18 protein-coding genes are annotated in these 16,862 nt (G+C 73.0%); 3 read left to right on the top strand and 15 right to left on the bottom strand.

What is annotated here, in order from left to right; translation table 11 throughout:
• Positions 1-2: 2 nt before the first annotated feature.
• The 3 genes from UXQ13_RS10270 to UXQ13_RS10260 are packed head-to-tail and all read right to left on the bottom strand — an operon-like array spanning position 3 to position 2,909.
• A complete protein-coding gene (locus UXQ13_RS10270) occupies positions 3-914 on the bottom strand; it encodes a universal stress protein (protein WP_336392241.1) in 912 nt (303 codons plus the stop codon).
• Positions 911-1,822, bottom strand: a complete 912-nt coding sequence (locus UXQ13_RS10265) for a universal stress protein (protein ID WP_336392240.1) — start codon at positions 1,820-1,822, stop codon at positions 911-913. The genes UXQ13_RS10270 and UXQ13_RS10265 overlap by 4 nt, the downstream gene beginning before the upstream one ends.
• Positions 1,823-1,868: 46 nt before the next feature.
• Positions 1,869-2,909 (bottom strand): Acg family FMN-binding oxidoreductase, encoded by a 1,041-nt coding sequence (locus tag UXQ13_RS10260; protein WP_336392239.1) that lies wholly within the window; start codon positions 2,907-2,909, stop codon positions 1,869-1,871.
• Between the two features lie 208 nt (positions 2,910-3,117).
• Here UXQ13_RS10260 and UXQ13_RS10255 point away from each other — a divergent pair, with 208 nt between their 5' ends.
• Entirely contained in the window at positions 3,118-4,128 is a 1,011-nt protein-coding gene (locus tag UXQ13_RS10255; protein ID WP_225235933.1) for a universal stress protein, read from the top strand.
• 10 nt (positions 4,129-4,138) lie between these two features.
• Here UXQ13_RS10255 and UXQ13_RS10250 read toward each other — a convergent pair whose 3' ends face one another.
• From UXQ13_RS10250 to UXQ13_RS10240, 3 genes are all read right to left on the bottom strand, one after another.
• Positions 4,139-4,612, bottom strand: coding sequence for an ANTAR domain-containing response regulator (locus UXQ13_RS10250; RefSeq protein ID WP_225235932.1), 474 nt, complete (start codon positions 4,610-4,612; stop codon positions 4,139-4,141).
• Positions 4,613-4,678: 66 nt separating this feature from the next.
• Positions 4,679-5,158, bottom strand: coding sequence for an ATP-binding protein (locus UXQ13_RS10245; protein ID WP_225235931.1), 480 nt, complete (start codon positions 5,156-5,158; stop codon positions 4,679-4,681).
• Positions 5,155-6,045 carry a universal stress protein gene (locus tag UXQ13_RS10240; protein ID WP_225235930.1) on the bottom strand — a complete coding sequence of 297 codons (891 nt, stop codon included), beginning with the start codon at positions 6,043-6,045 and terminating at the stop codon, positions 5,155-5,157. Before UXQ13_RS10240 ends, UXQ13_RS10245 begins: the two co-directional genes overlap by 4 nt.
• A 199-nt stretch (positions 6,046-6,244) precedes the next feature.
• Between UXQ13_RS10240 and UXQ13_RS10235 the strand changes: the two genes are divergently transcribed.
• Complete coding sequence (locus tag UXQ13_RS10235) at positions 6,245-7,054, top strand: universal stress protein (protein ID WP_225235929.1); 810 nt, start codon at positions 6,245-6,247, stop codon at positions 7,052-7,054.
• A gap of 330 nt (positions 7,055-7,384) precedes the next feature.
• Here the strand turns inward: UXQ13_RS10235 and UXQ13_RS10230 are convergent, their stop codons facing one another.
• The 5 genes from UXQ13_RS10230 to UXQ13_RS10210 all read right to left on the bottom strand — a co-directional run bounded on the left by UXQ13_RS10230 (position 7,385) and on the right by UXQ13_RS10210 (position 12,624).
• Positions 7,385-8,077, bottom strand: a complete 693-nt coding sequence (locus tag UXQ13_RS10230) for an aminoglycoside phosphotransferase/kinase family protein (RefSeq protein ID WP_336392238.1) — start codon at positions 8,075-8,077, stop codon at positions 7,385-7,387.
• A gap of 547 nt (positions 8,078-8,624) precedes the next feature.
• Complete coding sequence (locus UXQ13_RS10225; RefSeq protein ID WP_225235927.1) at positions 8,625-9,710, bottom strand: S-(hydroxymethyl)mycothiol dehydrogenase; 1,086 nt, start codon at positions 9,708-9,710, stop codon at positions 8,625-8,627.
• A gap of 243 nt (positions 9,711-9,953) precedes the next feature.
• Positions 9,954-10,262 (bottom strand): EthD family reductase, encoded by a 309-nt coding sequence (locus tag UXQ13_RS10220; RefSeq protein ID WP_225235926.1) that lies wholly within the window; start codon positions 10,260-10,262, stop codon positions 9,954-9,956.
• Between the two features lie 107 nt (positions 10,263-10,369).
• The gene (locus UXQ13_RS10215; RefSeq protein ID WP_225235925.1) at positions 10,370-11,392 is read right to left on the bottom strand and encodes a 2Fe-2S iron-sulfur cluster-binding protein; all 1,023 of its coding nucleotides are present in this window, start codon (positions 11,390-11,392) and stop codon (positions 10,370-10,372) included.
• Positions 11,392-12,624 carry a cytochrome P450 gene (locus UXQ13_RS10210; protein ID WP_225235924.1) on the bottom strand — a complete coding sequence of 411 codons (1,233 nt, stop codon included), beginning with the start codon at positions 12,622-12,624 and terminating at the stop codon, positions 11,392-11,394. Before UXQ13_RS10210 ends, UXQ13_RS10215 begins: the two co-directional genes overlap by 1 nt.
• Positions 12,625-12,765: 141 nt before the next feature.
• Between UXQ13_RS10210 and UXQ13_RS10205 the strand changes: the two genes are divergently transcribed.
• Complete coding sequence (locus tag UXQ13_RS10205; RefSeq protein ID WP_225235923.1) at positions 12,766-13,704, top strand: AraC family transcriptional regulator; 939 nt, start codon at positions 12,766-12,768, stop codon at positions 13,702-13,704.
• Between the two features lie 629 nt (positions 13,705-14,333).
• Here UXQ13_RS10205 and pcaD read toward each other — a convergent pair.
• The 4 genes from pcaD to UXQ13_RS10185 are packed head-to-tail and all read right to left on the bottom strand — an operon-like array spanning position 14,334 to position 16,856.
• Positions 14,334-15,107 carry a 3-oxoadipate enol-lactonase gene (gene pcaD / locus UXQ13_RS10200; RefSeq protein WP_225235922.1) on the bottom strand — a complete coding sequence of 258 codons (774 nt, stop codon included), beginning with the start codon at positions 15,105-15,107 and terminating at the stop codon, positions 14,334-14,336.
• Positions 15,104-15,700 carry a nuclear transport factor 2 family protein gene (locus UXQ13_RS10195; protein WP_225235921.1) on the bottom strand — a complete coding sequence of 199 codons (597 nt, stop codon included), beginning with the start codon at positions 15,698-15,700 and terminating at the stop codon, positions 15,104-15,106. Before UXQ13_RS10195 ends, pcaD begins: the two co-directional genes overlap by 4 nt.
• Positions 15,697-16,566 (bottom strand): adenylyltransferase/cytidyltransferase family protein, encoded by an 870-nt coding sequence (locus UXQ13_RS10190; protein WP_336392237.1) that lies wholly within the window; start codon positions 16,564-16,566, stop codon positions 15,697-15,699. Before UXQ13_RS10190 ends, UXQ13_RS10195 begins: the two co-directional genes overlap by 4 nt.
• A complete protein-coding gene (locus UXQ13_RS10185) occupies positions 16,563-16,856 on the bottom strand; it encodes a muconolactone Delta-isomerase (RefSeq protein ID WP_336392236.1) in 294 nt (97 codons plus the stop codon). Before UXQ13_RS10185 ends, UXQ13_RS10190 begins: the two co-directional genes overlap by 4 nt.
• Between the last annotated feature and the right edge of the window lie 6 nt (positions 16,857-16,862).

Below are 16,862 nucleotides of genomic sequence, written 5' to 3'. Positions count from 1 at the left end.
ACCTAGGCCCTGCCGGCCGCCGCCGGCAGGGCCGGAGGTCCCACCCCGTCGGGGTCGTCCGGCCGGTCCGCCGGTGGAGCGGAACGTTCCACGGCCACCAGGAGCAGGGAGCACGGGGCCCGCAGCAGCAGGGTCGTCCCGGTGCCTGAGGACCGCCGCTCGGCGGAGGAGGGACGGCGCCCGAGCACGAGCAGCTGGGCCCCGTCCGCGGCGTCGAGCAGCAGGGAACCCGCTCCCTCGTGCCGGACCTGGAGGTGCACGACGAGACCGGGCCGGGGCAGCTGCGCGCGCGACACGAGGCCCTCGAGCAGGGCGCGCTCGGCGTCCAGGATGCCCGAGCCCGGCCGACGCGAGGTCCTCCCGTGCACCACGTGCAGGACCGCGCCGCGCGCCACGGCCTCGTCGGCGGCGGCGTCCAGCAGCTCCTCGGTGCCCGGCAGGCAGTCCACCCCCACCACGACGCCACCGGCCGGACGAGGACCCCGCCGGTGGAGGAGGACGGGGGAGCGCGCCCGCCGGACCACCAGGTCGATCACCGAGCCCAGCCCCCGACCCGCTGCGTGCTCACCGAGCACGACGCGTTCGGCCGTCCTGGACGCCTCGACCAGCTCGTCCCCGGCCCGCCCGCGCCGCACCACGGCGGTGACGGCGAGGTCGGGCGCGACCGCGACGAGCTCGCGCCGCAGGACGTCGAGCTCGCCGGCGGCGGTGTGCAGGGCGACCCCGCTGCCGCGCTCGTCCACCGGGTCCTCACTGGGGAGGGCTAGCACCCGGACCAGCTCGAGGCGTGCGCCCAGCTGGCGGGCGGTCCGGGCCGCCGCGTGGGCCGCTGCACCCGATGCGGGCGACCCGTCGACGGCCGCCACGACCGGGTGCGGTGGCGGGGGGCGGGACACGGCCGGCGACGGGGTCACGCAGGCACCGGGACGTCGGCCGTGGTGGCCAGCGGGACGACCAGCACCGGGCACCCGGCCCGCTGGGACACCTGCCGGGTCGTGGCCCGCATCTCGTGGTCCGGGGAGAGCTCGGGCCGGCCCACGACGACCAGCTCCGCGGTGTGGCTGGCCCAGACCAGGACCTTGCCCGCTCGGCCGCCGACGACCGCGGCGTCGACGGCGGGGACGTCGGACCGCAGTCGCAGGGCGCCGACCAGCTCGGCGACGACGGCCTGCTCGGCGGTGGTCGTCGTCGCGGGGTCCAGCCGCCACTTGACGGGGGTGCCGGCGTCCTCGGTGAGCTGGGGCCAGGTGTGCAGCACCTTCAGCGTGGTGGCCCGGAGGCGCGCCTCGGCGGCAGCGGCATCCAGCAGCTGCGCGCTGCCGGGTCCTCCGTCGATGCCCACGACGACCCCTCGGTGGGGTTCGCCGAGGGCGGGCTCGTGCCGGTGCACGAGGACGGGGCAGGACGCCCCCCGGACGACCCCGGCGGCGATGGACCCGAGCGTCTCGCCGCTGCTCCAGGCCTGGCCGTGGGCGCCCACGACCAGCAGGTCGAGGTCCTGCGAGCGGGCGCGGAGGACGTGCACCGGGTCGCCGTCGACCACCTCCCCGGTGATCCGGTCGACGGGGAGCCACTGGGCCAGGCGGGCCACGAGCCAGCGGACCTGCAGCTCGGCTGCCGCCCGGGTCGCCGACCGGCCGTCCAGGTCCGGCGGGAGCCCGGCGATGCCGGCCTCCGGCCAGTCGACGACCCGCAGCACGCACAGGGTCGCCCCCCGTGCCGCGGCCGCCTCGGCTGCGGCCCGCGCGGCGGCGTCGGCGCCGTCCGAGCCGTCGACCCCGACCAGGACGGTGGGCGTGGGAGGGATCGTGGGCGTGGTCATGGGTGGTCCTCCTGGACGTGCGTGCGGGGCGTGGGTGGCTGGTCGATCACGGGCGCCCGTCGTCCACGACCACCTCCTCCTGGGGGCGGCGGGGGGTCGCCGGGGTGGGCGGGGCGTGCCCGACCCGGAGCAGGCTCTGCGGCCAGGACCCCCAGGACACCTGGGTCCGGAGGGCCTGCCGGGTCTGCGGGTCCTCCAGGACCTGGGTCAGCGGGCTGGCCACCCACCCGGTCCGGGTCAGCTCGAGCAGCACCCGCTGAAGGGCCTCACCCGAACGCAGCCAGGCCGCCTCGTCGTCGTCGACCGTGGTGAGCAGGAACAGCCCCACCTCGGCGCCGTCCCCGCTGGAGGGCGGCAGCCCGCCGTCCCCGCGGGTGTCGAAGTCCCGGCCCGGGAGGTCCTCCCGGGCCGCGCCCACCACCCGGGCGACGGCGGTCGGCACGATCCCGTCGCCGGCCGACGGTGGCCGGTTGGTCCACCGGCGCAGTTCGGCCCGGTACGCCGGGTCCTGGTGCTGGCGGCCGTCGGCCAGCTGCGACAGCCGGGCCAGCAGCCGGTGCTGCTCGCCCCCGGTGATCGGCAGCAGGTCGGCGCCCTCGGCGACGGCTGCGGCCCGGAGGACCTGCTGCTCGGCCAGGTCCGGCCCGTCGCCGCCGAAGCTGCGTCGGTTGGTGTGCCGGGCGGTCACCGCGGTGCCGAGAGCTGCCAGTGCAGCGTCGGCCGGACCGTCGGTCAGCTCCACGACGGCGAGCAGGTCGGGGTCTGCCGGGTCGGGCAGCCGTCGCGTGGTGGTCGCCCAGCCGTGCGAGGCGACCGCGACCCGCGCGGTGAGCAGCGCGGCACCGACGCTCTGGACGAGTGCGCGACCTGTCGGGTCGACGGCGCCGAGCTGGCGGGTCCGGTCGACGCGGACGTCGAGCTTCCGCGGGTGGTCAGCGGGGTGGATGCGGAAGGACCAGGGCTGGGTGTTGTGCACCGACGGTGCGAGCACGGCGCGGTCGACGGCGTCGGTCAGGATGCTGGCTGCCCACGCGTCGAAGGACTCGTCGACGGCGGACACCGCGGTGGTGCGGGCGAACTCGGCCATGGTGGCTCCTGCCGTGGGGAGTTCCAGCCTGGGCCCGTGGGCGACCACCTGGTCGGGGTCGGCGGACCCGGACCCGCTGCCGAAGGTCCCGTCCCGGGACCTGGGGCCCTACCGGCGAGGGCACTCCGGCCGCGTCCACCCGGCGGCCGGGGCACGACGCTGGTCGTTGTCCCCCGGTCCGGCCGGTCGCCACGCCCCAGGAGCACCCGTGTCCGCTGCATCCCCGCCCGACCCGGCCCGCCCCGCTGCCCATCCCGCCGTGCCCCGGGTGCTGGTCGGGGTCGACGGTTCGTCCGGGTCGTCGGCCGCCCTCCGGTGGGCCCTGCACTGGGCGGCCGCGCGCGGTGGCCAGGTGCAGGTGGTGATCGCGTCCGCCACGGCCGCCGCCTTCGCCTGGAGGTCGTCGGCCGAGTTCTCCGACCTGAGCACCCTGGAGGCGGTGCACGACGAGGCCTGGGTCCGGGCGCGGACGGTGGTGGACCAGGTGCGGCGCGCCAGCCCGGCGGTCGACGGCATGGCGGTGTCCGTCGAGGTGGCCACCGGCCCGCCGGCCGACGTGCTCGTCGCGCGCTCCGGGCAGGTGGACCTCCTGGTGGTGGGCACCCGGGGCCGGGGAGCCGTGGCCGAGGCCGTCCTGGGGTCGGTGGCCCTGGACTGCGTGAGCCGTGCCGACTGCCCGGTGGTGGTCGTCCCCGACCCGGGCACCGGCGACGACCCGGTGAGCACCGGGCAGGTCGTCGTCGGGGTGGACGGCTCGGCCCGGTCGGCGGCCGCCGTCGCCCGGGCCGTCGAGGAGGCCGGTCCCGACGGGACGGTCACGGCGGTCCGGGTCTACGGCGTGGCCGACCTGTTCCTCGACGGCCACCGGGCGGTGACCCCGACGCGGGCCGGGCGGGACGCCGCCGAGCTCGCCGCGCTGGAGCGGGACCTGGGGAGCCTGCCCCCCGGGGTCGTCGTGGACCAGGGACGGGTCCGCCGCATCGCGGTCGGCGGGGAGGCCGGCCCGCTCCTGGTCCGGCAGGTCGGGGAGGGGGACCTGCTCGTGGTGGCCAGTCGCGGGCACGGCGAGCTCCGCGGTCTGGTGCTGGGCTCGGTGGCGCTGTACTGCGTCCGACACGCACCGTGCCCGGTGCTCGTGGTGCGCCCCGAAGCCGCCCCGGTGACATCCGCGGATCCCTGGCCCACGGCCGCGGCCGCGACCACCGGCCCCCGCCGCTGAGGTCGTCGGGTCAGCCGGGCGGACCCGGTCGGTCCACCGACCTCAGCCGTGCCGGTCGCGGCGGGACGGCCACGAGCCGGGGCACGGCCGGTCCGGGTCGGCCCGGCACGGTCAGGGCGTGCGCATCCACCGTGCCGGTGGTCAGCTCGGCGGCGACGTCCCGCACCTTCTGCTGGTGGGCCTGGGACACCGCGGTGAGCAGCTGGAACGACTGGTCCTCGGACATGCCGTGGGCCTGCATGAGCATGCCCTTGGCTCGCTCGATGACCGCCCGGGAGACCAGCGCATCCCTGAGCTGCCCGACCTCGCGCTGCAGCGCCGCCACCTGCTCCGACTCCGGGCGGGCGGTGGTCGGGGGCGGTGCAGGCTGGGCCAGCACGGCCTGCAGCTGCTGCAGCGCCGCGAGCTGCCGGCCGGCCGCGTCGAGGAGGGAGGCGACGGACTGCGGCGTCCCCTGCGGGTCGAGATCGGCGTCGTGGGGCATGTCCTGCACACTGCCGTCCTGCTCGGGGCCCGCAGCAGGGGCGAAGGTCCGCCGTGTGCGAGGGGATCACGGTCTCCCGGGCACGACCGCCCACACGTGCTTCACCGGGCCGGCGGCCCACCACCCCGACCGTCGCGCCGAGGCGGCCACCAACCGCATGCCCATGCCGCCCTCGGCGGGGTCCCGGGTCGAGGTGGGGTGCACGGAGCGCTCCGGGGCGTGGTCGGTGACCACCAGCAGGACACCGTCCTCCAGCGGGGACACCGACACGGCCACCGGCACCCGGCCATGCCTGATCGCGTTGGAGACCAACTCGTCGAGCCCGGCCACGGCCTCCTCGACCAGCTCGGGTCCCAGCTCCGGGGTCCCGAGCGCGCCGTCGTCCAGCAGTGCTCGGAAGTCCCGCCGGATGGCCGGCATGTCGGCGAGGACCTCGGGGCGCCACCACGAGCACGGGACGGCTGCCGGGACGGGGGCCTCGTCCCAGTCGGCGGCCACCCGCGCCGGCGCGCCCGCGCGGAACCGGACGTCGGTCCGCTCGTTCACGCCCACGACCCCGCCCGCTGGTGGGCCACGGCACGGGGGTGCAGGGTGCCGTCATCGCCGCGGAGGGGCCCGGGAACCAGCAGCACCGGGCAGGCCGCGCGGAGCAGCACCGAGGAGCCGGTGCTCGAGGTACGCCGGCGGGCACCCGGCGTGCGCCGTCCCAGCACCAGCACCTGGGCGTCGGCCGCTGCAGCCAGCAGCAGGGTCGTGGCGTTCGTGGCCACGGCCTGCACGTGCACCTGCAGCGGGTGGTGGTCGCCGCGGGCCCGGTCGGCCAGCCGCTCGAGGAGGCGCTGCTCGGCGGCGAGCACCACGCTGGACGCCGTGCGGGACATCCGGCCGTGCAGCACGTGCAGCGCCGTGCCGCGCCGGTGGGCCTCCTCGGCGGCGACCTCCAGCAGCGTCTCGGTGCCGGGCAGGCAGTCCAGGCCGACGACGACGGGGCCGGTCGGGCGGTCGACCGTGCGGTGCAGCAGCAGGGGGGAGACGGTCCGGCGGGCGAGCTCGCCGGCGACGAGGCCCAGGCCCGGGCCGGTGTGCTCGCCCAGCACGACCTGCGCCGCACCCGCCGACTCGGTCTGGAGCTCGTGGGCCGCCCGTCCCCGGCGGACCACCGCGGTGACCGGCAGCGCAGGCAGCAGGGCCACCACGGTGCGGCGTACCTCGTCCAGCTGTTGCACGGCCCGCTCGAACTCGACGTGGGCCGCGCGCTGGTCGACCGGGTCGTCGCCGGGCTGCGGCACCACCCGGACGAGCCCGAGCGGGACCCCGAGCCGCTGGGCACTCCCGGCGGCGGCGTGCACGGCGCCCATCGAGGCCGCAGAGCCGTCGACCGCGGCCACGACCGGGGAGGCGGTGCGGTCGGGGTCGGCCGCAGGCGAGGACATGGCTCCAGCTTCGCCGCCGGGTCGTGTCGGCCCCAGTGCCCTTGGTCCCCACCTGCGCGGCCCGCAGCGGGAAGGGACCTGCGACCCCATGGGCGAGGCCCGGCGGCACTCCGGGTCGGGCGGGGTCGGCGGACAGGGTCGGGGTGTGCCACCCATCCCGTCGGACCACGCGGCCGGACGCCCCCCGGCAGGGTGGGTGGTGTGCGGGGTCGACGGATCCCAGCACGCAGCGGACGCCAGCTGGGCCGCCGCCCGCGCTGCTGCCCGGCTGGGTCTGGGCCTGCAGCTCGTCCGGGCCTTCGACTGGCCGCCCGGCGGCATCCCGGGCCTGCCCGCAGGCGACCTCGGACGGGTCGTCGCCCGACGATCGGCGCTGGGGGAGCTGTTCCGGCTGGTCGACAGCGTCGCCGCGGTGCACCCAGCCACCGCCGCCGCCGGTGCGCTGACCGACGGGACCGCCCTCGAGGTGCTCACGGCCGCCACCGCCACCGCCGCCCTGACGGTGGTCGGGGCCCAGGGCCAGAGCGCCCCGGGAGGACCTCGGGCCGGCTCGGTGGCCCTCGGGATCACCCGTACGACGCTGTGCCCGGTGCTGGTCCACCGCGCCGCCGTGCCGGCCGGCGGGGAGGTGGGTGGTGTCGCCGTCTCGGTGGACGGCGGCCCGGCCACGGCGCGGTTGCTGGACGTCGCCGCCCGGTCGGCCGGTCGACGCGGAGACCTCGTCGTGGTCGACGACAGCCCGTCGGACCGGGTCGCCCCCGACTCCTGGGCCGCCGTCGGCGAGGCCCTGCTGGCTCTCCGGGCAGCCCACCCGGATCTCCGCATCACGCGGCGACGACACCGCGGGCTCCCGGGCTCCATGCTGGTGGAGCTCTCCGTCTCGGTGTCCCTGATCGTGGTCGGACGGGCGCTCGAGTCCACCCGTCCGCACCTGTCCGCCCGGGTGGGGGCGGTGCTCCGGCGCGGCACGTGCTCGACCCTGGTGGTGCCGCTCGACCGGCACGTGTGAGCGTGGCGGCTGGCCTGAGGGCGCACCAGCTCGCCGCCGCACGGTGCGAGCGCGCCAGCCAGCCCCACCACCGATCCGACGGCGACGCGCGGATCGCAGCCGGGCCCGCGACCGCCGCCCGTTCCCGGTTCCAGCCGGCGCGCCGAGCCTGTACCGGGTAGGGCTGTCGGGGTCCTCCGACGTCACGGCGCAGGGTGTCAGGCGGTGGTGGGCGCCCTGGGATGCGTGCATCGACAGCTGCAGCAGAACGGTTCCGACGGCGTCTCGATCTCTGTCGTGAACACCGCTGAGCACCGCCCGCGCACTCCGCCCAGTCTCGTCGCCCGCGCATCAGGGTCGGTCGGTTACCCATCGATCGATGTCCTCGGCTCGGTCGGCGAGGTAGGTGGCGTCGTCGCTGAGCCAGGAGTCGGTGGCGATCCGCCGTCCTGCGCGCTGGTGCATCAGGCGTACGTCGGCGACCCGTGCAGCGATTCTGGTGCCCAGCCCGGCGAGATCCAGCTCGCAGCTGCCGTAGGCGTCGAGGAACTGACCCAGGAGGACGAGTTGGTCGACCCACCGGTGGTCGACGTTGGCTCCTAGCAGCCAGAGCCAGGCTGCGTACGCGACGTCGTCCTCGCGGCCGCCGGGGGCGGCGCCGTCGAAGTCGATGACGGAGGTGGGCATCGCCGACGCTGGGAGCAGCGACCCGACGGCCTCTGGGGTGGGCGCGGTCGGGCTCGTGAAGACGGTGTTGTGGGGACCGAAGTCGTTGTGGCAGACCGTCGGGTGGTCGGCGGCCAGCGTCGTGCCGGCCGTGGCGTCGTGCAGGTGGCGCAGCAGCTGCGCAGCGGCGTGCACCTGACCGGGTGACCAGGACCGGGTGGGGTGGGGAGCTGGCACCCAACCGGGCTGGAAGCTCAGCACCTCCCGCTGCTGGGGGTCTATACCCAGGTAGCGCGGGGTGCAGGTCAATCCGCACTCCTCGTACCGGAGGAGGAGCTGGTGGACGAAGGTGGAGTGGGCGCCGGTTGGCCGCCGCACCGTCGCACCTACCCGCACCACCCCAGGGGTGATCCGGCCGCCGGTCATCGGCATCTCTGCCTCAGTCATCTGCTCACCGGCTGATCGACGCTCGATCGAGCCCTGTTCACCTCCCTCGACGAGGCTAAGGCCGCGAGGTGAAATCCTCGGATTGCACGGCTGCGCGGGCGGCGCAGTCCACGACCCCCGCGACATGCCGCCCGGCGACAGGCAGTCCGTGCATCCACGCCGACGGACCTCAGATCGCACGGTAGGTCTGTCGGACAGCGCGGTGGGCATCGCGTCGATGCCGGCGGGGTGACCGTCGTCGCTCGGATGCGGACCAGAAACCCCGGTATATGAGTCGACGGAATTCGTCCCACAACTCGTGCCGAAACTGAGAGCCACGTCGGTGCTCCTGGTCCGGGTCGCACCTATTGCTGCACGGTCCACAGGTCCCCGTCGAGCCCGTTGGGTCGTACGGCTGATATCGCAGCCCGCCCCGTCGCTACCCACGCGTGGCGAAGGCGGGAGGCGGAACTGGCGGCGGCTTAGGTTGCGGGCGGCATCAGAGGACCACCACCGAGCGCAGCACGTCGCCGTGGTGCATCTTGGCGAACGCGGCCTCGACGTCGCCGATGCCGATGGTCTCGGAGACGAACGCGTCGAGGTCGAAGCGGCCCTGCAGGTACAGGTCGATCAGCATCGGGAAGTCCCGGCTGGGCAGGCAGTCGCCGTACCAGGAGGACTTCAGCGCACCGCCGCGGCCGAAGACGTCGATCAGCGGCAGCGTGATCTCCATCGTCGGGTTCGGCACACCGACCAGCACGACGGTGCCGGCCAGGTCGCGGGCGTCGAAGGCCTGCTGGTAGACCGCCGGATGGCCCACGGCGTCGATGGCGACGTCGACGCCGAACCCGCCGGTGAGCTCCTTGATCGCGGCGACCGCGTCGGTCTCCTGGGAGTTCACCGTGTGCGTGGCGCCCATGCCCTTCGCCCACTCGAGCTTCCGGTCGTCCAGGTCGACGGCGATGATCTTCGCCGCGCCGGCCAGCCGGGCGCCGGCGATCGCGGCGTCGCCGACCCCGCCGCAGCCGAACACGGCCACGGTGTCGCCGCGGCCCACACCGCCGGTGTTGATCGCGGCACCCACGCCGGCCATCACGCCGCAGCCCAGCAGCCCGGCCGCGGTCGGGGAGGCGGCCGGGTCGACCTTGGTGCACTGCCCGGAGTGGACGAGGGTCTTCTCGGCGAACGCGCCGATGCCCAGCGCCGGGGACAGCTCGGTGCCGTCCTTCAGCGTCATCTTCTGGGTGGCGTTGTGGGTGTCGAAGCAGTACCAGGGCTTGCCCTTCGCACACGCCCGGCACGTTCCGCACACCGCGCGCCAGTTCAGGATCACGAAGTCGCCGACGGCGACGTTCTCCACGCCCTCGCCCACGGCCGAGACCACGCCGGCGGCCTCGTGGCCGAGCAGGAACGGGAACTCGTCGTTGATCCCGCCCTCCCGGTAGTGCAGGTCGGTGTGGCAGACCCCGCACGCCTGCACGTCGACGATCGCCTCACCCGGACCCGGGTCGGGGATCAGGATCGTCTCCAGCGAGACGGGGGCACCCTTGCTGAGGGCGACGACGCCCTGCACCTCGTACGGCATATTTGCGACCTCGTGATGTGAAGGAGACCCAACAGATTGCTGGGCTCTGCGGGGGGTGGCCCATGTGCGGCGCAAAGGTGCTGCGCAGGAAAGTGGTGCTCATGTGATCCGCCCTGGCGAGCCGTGGGTGACGCCAAGGGGTCTTAGCGGCTCGTTCTGGATGCGGACCGTTTGTGGGAACTCAGGGCATGGTCGATCCCGGACCCGATGGCTCGGGTCCGGGATACGTCGGCGAAGAGTAGGTCAGTCGTGCTGGATGAACAGGGTGGCGCCTCCGTCGGCGAAGTTGGCGACGTCACCGGCGGCGGCTTGGCCCTGGGGGGAGGACAGGCCGGCGTTGAGATCTTCGAGGGAGTCGAAGGTGAGTTCGACGACCAAGTGGTAGGGCGCAGGGCTGTCATCGAGCGAGGCTCCCTGCAGGGCGCGCAGATTGCGCACGCCGGGCACCTGTTGCGCCAGCGGAAGGTGCGTGGATTCGTAGTGGGCGTCGAAGGCCGCCGGGTCAATCGGCTGCCCGTAGGCCACGGTCAGGATGTGCATCTTGTCCTTCAATCAGCGTTGGGTGTCTGGCGGGGGCGGCGTCGGCCGTCGGCATCCAATCCATCGTCACCGGTGAAGGTGCTGCGGTGAGCCAGGGTCTCCACAGGTGATGACGCCGGTCAGTCGGTGGCGGGGGTGAACTTCTCCCGGTGGATCATGCGGGGGGCCATGCGGCGTCGCTTGAATGCTCTGACTCCGGCCTCCACCATCGGTGGCGGCCCACACAGCCAGCCGGACCATCCCCGTGCGGAGTCCACGTCCTCGATGAAGTGGTCGGTCGGGAAACCTTCTCGGTGGACGGATTCCGCGGCCGGTGCCTCGTGTGACAGCACCGGTACGAAGGTGAACGCGGGGTAGACCTTGGTCAGCTCTGCCATCTGGTCGAGGTTGTAGAGGTCGTCGACGCCTCGGACTCCGTGGTAGAGCAGGACACGCCGTCCCGGGTCGCGGGAAAGAGCAGTGCGGGCCAGCCCGATCAGCGGGGCCAGCCCCGTTCCCCCGCCGATGAGCACCATTGGTCCGCCGTCGTCGGAATCCTCGGCGGGTAGGAAGAAGTCACCGAGCGGGCCCGTCACGGGGATCTGGTCACCAACGGCCATGCTGGTGAAGATCCACCGTTCGGTTGCAGCGCCGCCGGAGACCGAGCGGACGTGCAGCTCCAACACCTTGTCCTCATCGGCGGTGTTGGCCAGTGAGTACTGGCGACGCAGCTGTGTGCCGGGCACGGTGAGCTCGACGTACTGCCCGGGGTGGAAGGCGAGGGGCTCGGGCAGCTCGAGAAGCAGACGCCGGGTGTCCCGGGCGATCTCGTCGTTGCTGAGCACGGTGGCCGTCAGGTCACGAAGGGGGTGCGTGATGCCGCCCCCCACTGCGCCACCCAGGGTCTCGACGACCGAGTCCGAGCGGAGCCTGGCCTGGCAGGCCAAGGCCAACCCGGCCTCTCGTTCTTCTGCGGTCAGCGTGTCAGCAGGGGAGTCCCCGTGGTCGACGTCTCCGTCGACCACTCGCAGCTTGCACGTGCCGCAGGTGCCCTGGTTGCACGAGTTCGGCATCCAGACGCCGGCTCGGAGGAAGGCGTCCAGCATCGACTGGTCTTCACCGCAGGAGACCTGTTGGTTGCCGACCGTTGCGGTGAAGGCCACTACACCTCCCAGTCGACGGGCAGGCTCGTGGGCCCGCGGAAACCCCAGCCCCAGAATTCGATATCGGTGGAGGTGTTGCGCTCGAGGTTGGGGATGGCCTCGAAGAGTTCCTCGAGAGCGATCCGCATGACGTGGTTGGCGTAGTAGATGCCAGCGCACGCGTGGTTGCCGGCGCCGAAGGCCAGGTGCGGCAGTGGGGGGCGCTTGATGTCGTACCGGGTGGGGGCGTCGTAGACACCCGTGTCGTGGTTGGCCGATCCGTAGGACAGGATCACCGGGGTGTTGGCAGGGAGGTCGACCCCAGCGATCGTCACCGGGACCTTGCTGATGCGGGCGGTGGCCGACCAGATCGGGGATGTCCACCGCATGCCTTCGGAGATCGCGCGGGGGATGAGGGTCGGGTCGTCGACGACCTCCTCCATCTGCTCGGGCTCGCTGAAGAGTCCCACCAGGGTGGACGCGATCCCGTGCCCGGGCTCCTGCATCGCGCCGAGCAGGTACACGTAGATCGTGGGGTAGATGTACTGCCGGTCCCGGGTCTTCCCCGGGGGCATGCCGTCGTGCAGCCAGTGGGAGATGGCTGTCTCGGCCGGCTCCTCGATCCACTTGTCGATCAGCGGGTCGACTGCCGCCTGGATCTCGGCGCGGGCGACGTCGCCTTCGACGAACCCGTCGGGGTTGACGAATTCGCCGTCCTCGGTCATCGCGGCGTTGGTGAAGGACCGCGACAGCTGCCCGAACCACTGGCGCAGCTTGTCCGAGGAGACGTCCTGCAGGCCCAGCAGGTCACCAAGGGAGCGGACGCTGACCGGCTCGGCGAACTGGGTGACGATGTCGGCGTGCCCATCGGCTTCGAAGGCCTCGAGGTAGCGGCGGGCGATCGGGCGGACGAGGTCATCGACCCACCTGTCGACCTCCACGGGCTGCAGCTGCGGTTCGACCATGCCGCGCAGGTCGCTGTGGATGTCGCCGTTCACGCCGATGATCGCTGGGTGCCCGAAGGTCCGGCCGCCAGCAGGGGTGATCACAGCCTCGAAGTCGGGGCTGGTGGCGATCTCGCGGCAGATGTCGGCGGTGGATGCGACGTAGGACCCGAGCACGGGCACGAAGGCGAGCGGCGCCTCCTGACGAAGGCGCTCGTAGGCCTGGTACGGGTTGCGCTCCAGCTCGGTCATCGTGATGTCCGCGATCCACGAGCGGTCGGGAGTGGTGGTCTCACTGGTCGTCGTCATCGACTGACCCTTCTCATCGGTTCGGCCTTGAACTCGCCGGAACGTAAGTCGCAGATCACAAGCTCACGACACGATGTACGCGGGCGCGATACCGATTGCGACAGAGATCCAAGTCACGTAAGTCCAGGTACCGTCGTCGCCATGCGCGCACGGCGTAGCGCGGCACCTCGAGACTGGGAGCGTGTTTCCCGAGACGTTGCCGCGGCCTACTTCCCTCATGAGCTGACGGTCCTCGGCGCCCAGATCGAGAGCCGACTGACGCTGCAGACGCTGGACTTGGGGCCCGTGCTCATCGGCCATGTGGGCTGGGGAGCCGACGTCCAGATCGAATGCGCATACCCCGGCGCCTATGAGGTCAACATGCCGCTGACGGGCCATCTGGTCAGCCGCGGGCGGCACGGCTCAGTCACCTCGGTCGCCGGTCAAGCGACCATCTTCCGTGCCGATACGCCCTCGCTGATCAGCCACTGGGATGCCACCTGCACGGTCCTGGGGGTCAAGTTCGACAGCGATTGGTTGGACCGCGAGGCCGAGCGAGTCCTGGGCACGGGTCTGGGTCGAGCAGCTGCGGTGCTCCCTGAGCAACTCGACCTGCACAACGGGGCAGCCCACGGTTGGCGGCAGCTAGGAGGCAGCCTCGTGGCTCACCTGCGGGAGCCCACCTTGTTCGTCGAGCAGCCAGCGGTGCAGCAGCAACTCGCCGGTGCCATGGCTGCCGGCTTTCTGCTGGCCAGCTACCCCGACTTGGGGCGGGGCCCAGTAGCCCGTCCGCGCGCGATCACGCGCGTGGTCGACGCGATCCGCGAGGATCCGGCGCGAGCGTGGACGGTGGGCGAGATGGCCGCCCTGGCCGGCACCAGCGTTCGGCGCATGCAGGAGGGCTTCCGATCCTGGATGGGATGCTCACCTACTGAGCACCTCGTCGACGTCCGCCTGCAGCGGGCGCGGAGGGACCTGGAGGAGGACGGTCAGCTGCTGATCGGAGAGGTCGCGGCCCGGTGGGGCTTCTCCAGTGCCAGCCGCTTCGCCGCCGCCCACCAGCGGCGGTACGGCTACGCACCATCGCAGGGACGGCGATGATGTCGCATCTGGTCCGCTGACCGCACCGGCGGTCAATCTCAACCCGGGCGGCCTCGGCGGCACAGCGCGCTACCCCTACCAACGTTGGTGCACGGGGGACGGCGTCCTCCGCGGGGGACCTCCGGGTGCGGTCCCGCGCCAGCCGGCCCGCAACGCACCCGAGAGTCACGCCAGTCTGACCAAGCTCCCGAGGGCGGTGATGGCTCGGTGGGACAGGACCCCTGTGGCAGGGGGCTGGCTTTGAGGCATAGTCGTGTAGCAAGTCAGGGGTAGAGCCAGCTAGGGCGCGCTGGGATGCGGCGATATCCCGAGTGAGGGACGCGCGTAGGTCCATCAGCGCCTCGATCAGCATGCCAAGGAGGAGATGGTGCGGGTGATCCGGCCGGCGTAGAGCAGCACCCCGAGTGCGGCGTCGTCGACGCCGCAGTTGTTGCTGATCGTGGTCAGCCGGTCCGCGCCCTGCGCGAGCAGGGCGTCGATCAGCTATCGGCACCCCGCACAACCCGAAACCGCCCACGGCCAACGACGAGCCAGCGGCGATGTCGGCCAACGCCTCGGCAGCACTGGCGACGACCTTGTCCATGCTTCCTGCCTTGGCGATCGAAGGTGAGGCGTCGCAGCCGACCGGGTCAGCTGTTGGCCTGGAGGTGGCCACGGATTACGCCGGTGACGGCGTCGGGTGCCTCTGCACTGACCAGGTGCGACGTCTCGGGGATGGACTGGAACGCCGCTCCCTCGATGCCGTCGGCGATCGCTCGGACCATGGGCAGCGGGGTGGCCGGGTCCTCCGCGCCGGCGATCACCAGGGTGGGGGTGGTGATCTCGTGCAGGCGGTCCCGGACGTCGAAGACCGCGATGGCATCGCACGTGGCGGCGTAGCCGTCGGGTGGGGTGTCGCGGAGCATGGTGAGCAGCCGGCCTGCTTCGTCGGGGTGCTGCGCGGCAAAATCCTGGGTGAACCACGCACCGGTCCGCGACGGGATGAGGAACTCGGTGCCCTCGGCGCGGACCTTGGCGGCCCGGACCGGCCAGGACGGCGGGTCGGCGAACTGGGCGGCTGAGGCGATCACGGTGAGCGTGCTCAGGCGGGGGGAGGCGTTAAGGGCGAGCTCAAGCCCGATCGCACCCCCAACGGACACCCCGGCGTAGTGGAAGGTGCCGACGCCCAGCTGGTCGAGGAGGGCCAGGACGTCGCCGGTGAGGTCGGCCATCGTCGTGGGCCCAACGACGACGGGGCTGCGGCCGTGGCCGCGCAGGTCGAACCGCACGACCCGGAACTGGTCGGACAGGGCTGCGGCCTGGGCGTCGAAGAGATGGAGGTTGGTGCCGAGGGAGGGGCCGAGCACTAGCACGGGTGCGCGTGTGGGGCCGTCGATGACGTGGTGCAGCGGGGCTGTGGTCATGGGTTCCTCGTCGGTGTCGGCTCTGCTGGTGGGGTCGGTGCGCCGTCGGATGTTCGGGCTCCGGACCTGCCGAAGGCGTTGGGCCGGGGGAGTGCGGCGGCCCGGGCGCTGTCGAGGGTGAACCGGTGGTCGTCCCAACCCTGGTTAAGGGGGGCAAAGTAGGAGAAGCGGACCTGCTTGACCTGGTAGCGCCAGCCGCTGGGTGTGCGGGTGAGGGTGTCCTGGTAGCGACCGGCGGCCACGTGCGGGACGCCGTCCACGACACAGGGCTGCCAGAGCAGTGACGTCGTGTGGGCGTCGTCCGCGCCGGGGTGCACCGTGATCTCCAGGTTGGAGATGTGGTGCCAGAAGGTGGTCAGGCCCCCGTCGGCAAGGCCGGCGAAGAACCGCACCAGATCGGATCGGCCACGGACCACCGACAGGCCGTCGAAGGTGCCGTCCGGGGTGAAGCAATCGGCGAGCTCGTCCCACTGTCCCTGGTCGAGGTACCTGCAGTAGCGGGCGTCGAGCTCGCGGATGGCTTCGCGGTCCTCGAGCACCGCGATCCTGCGCTGGAGGTCGGCCATCGAGTCCGGCGTGGGCGTGTGGCTCACGCGGGCTCGAGGAAGTCCAGGCCGACCGGCCCCGACCACGCCGTGCCCGGTCGTGGGGTGGGGAGGGGGACCAGTACCTGATCGCGGTCGGTGACCTGGACGAGCAGCAGCGGCCCGGGCCCGGCGACGGCGCGGGTGACGCCGACTCGGTAGAGGCCGGGGGCCGGGATGGCCGCGGTGGGGTCGCTGGGGTGCAGCACGCTGCCGGCAGTCCCGCCCGCGGCGAGCAGGTTGCCTTCCAGGCGGTGGGGTCGGCCGAGCATGTCGGCGGCGCCGAGCACGTCGCCGGCGGCCAGGGCCTGTCGGACCCTGGTGGAGGAGCAGCGGACTCCCGCGTGGGGGTGCAGCGGGGCCGCGGTCACCGTCCAGCCGAGTTCGGGGCCCAGTGCGCGCAGCAGGGCGACGTCCCCTCGTCCTCGGGAGCCGAACCGGAAGTCCTCACCGACCACGATGGACATCGCGTGCAGACCGTCGTCCAGTACGCGGCGGGCGAAGGAGTCGGCGGTCTCCCCGGCGAGATCCTGGTCGAAGGCGAGTTCGAGGACCCGGTCGATGCCGCTCTCGCCGGCCAGGTCGGCGCGCCGCTGGGGGCTGGTCAGCGCCGAGGTGTCCCGGGCGGGGCCGGCTACCCGGGCGGGGTGGGGGTCGAAGGTCAGCAGGACGACGGGCAGGCCCAACCGGTCTCCGTGTGCGGCTGCGGTGCGCAGCAGCTGTTGGTGGCCGGTGTGCACACCGTCGAAGACGCCGACGGTGACCACGCACGGGCCCCAGTCGGCGGGGATGTCGTTCAGCCCCCACCACAGATTCGCCGGGGACTTGTCGGCGTCGTGGATGGCCGGGGGGTGCTCGGGGTGGGCGGAGGTCATGGGGACGGGTTGGCCGACAGCGCCGAGGGGTGCTCGGTGAGGGCGGTGACCTGAACGGTCATGAACGGGAACAGCGGCAGGGACCACAGCAGGTTGTGCATGGCGGTGGAGTCGGGAACGTCGAAGATCGAGATGTTGGAGTACTGGCCCACCACCCGCCACAGGTGGACCCAAGTGCCCTCGCGCTGCAGCTGCAGGGCGCGGGCCTTCTCGGTGGTCACGAGCTCGGTGCGCTCGTCGGGGTCGAGGTCGCGGGGGATGGCGACGTCCATCCGGACGTGGAAGAGCACGATGCC

This window comes from Klenkia terrae (assembly GCF_037083865.1).
Taxonomy (GTDB): Bacteria; Actinomycetota; Actinomycetes; order Mycobacteriales; family Geodermatophilaceae; genus Klenkia; species Klenkia terrae.
The sequence above is the reverse complement of the archived record's forward strand: the minus strand, read 5'-3'. Positions and strand labels throughout refer to the sequence as shown.

Excerpts from the sequence above, each read along its gene's own strand:
- UXQ13_RS10265 (WP_336392240.1), bottom strand. The coding sequence starts at position 1,822 with ATGACCACGCCCACGATCCCTCCCACGCCCACCGTCCTGGTCGGGGTC.
- UXQ13_RS10260 (WP_336392239.1), bottom strand. The coding sequence starts at position 2,909 with ATGGCCGAGTTCGCCCGCACCACCGCGGTGTCCGCCGTCGACGAGTCC.
- UXQ13_RS10250 (WP_225235932.1), bottom strand. The coding sequence starts at position 4,612 with ATGCCCCACGACGCCGATCTCGACCCGCAGGGGACGCCGCAGTCCGTC.
- UXQ13_RS10240 (WP_225235930.1), bottom strand. The coding sequence starts at position 6,045 with ATGTCCTCGCCTGCGGCCGACCCCGACCGCACCGCCTCCCCGGTCGTG.
- UXQ13_RS10225 (WP_225235927.1), bottom strand. The coding sequence starts at position 9,710 with ATGCCGTACGAGGTGCAGGGCGTCGTCGCCCTCAGCAAGGGTGCCCCC.
- UXQ13_RS10210 (WP_225235924.1), bottom strand. The coding sequence starts at position 12,624 with ATGACGACGACCAGTGAGACCACCACTCCCGACCGCTCGTGGATCGCG.
- UXQ13_RS10205 (WP_225235923.1), top strand. The coding sequence starts at position 12,766 with ATGCGCGCACGGCGTAGCGCGGCACCTCGAGACTGGGAGCGTGTTTCC.
- pcaD (WP_225235922.1), bottom strand. The coding sequence starts at position 15,107 with ATGACCACAGCCCCGCTGCACCACGTCATCGACGGCCCCACACGCGCA.
- UXQ13_RS10190 (WP_336392237.1), bottom strand. The coding sequence starts at position 16,566 with ATGACCTCCGCCCACCCCGAGCACCCCCCGGCCATCCACGACGCCGAC.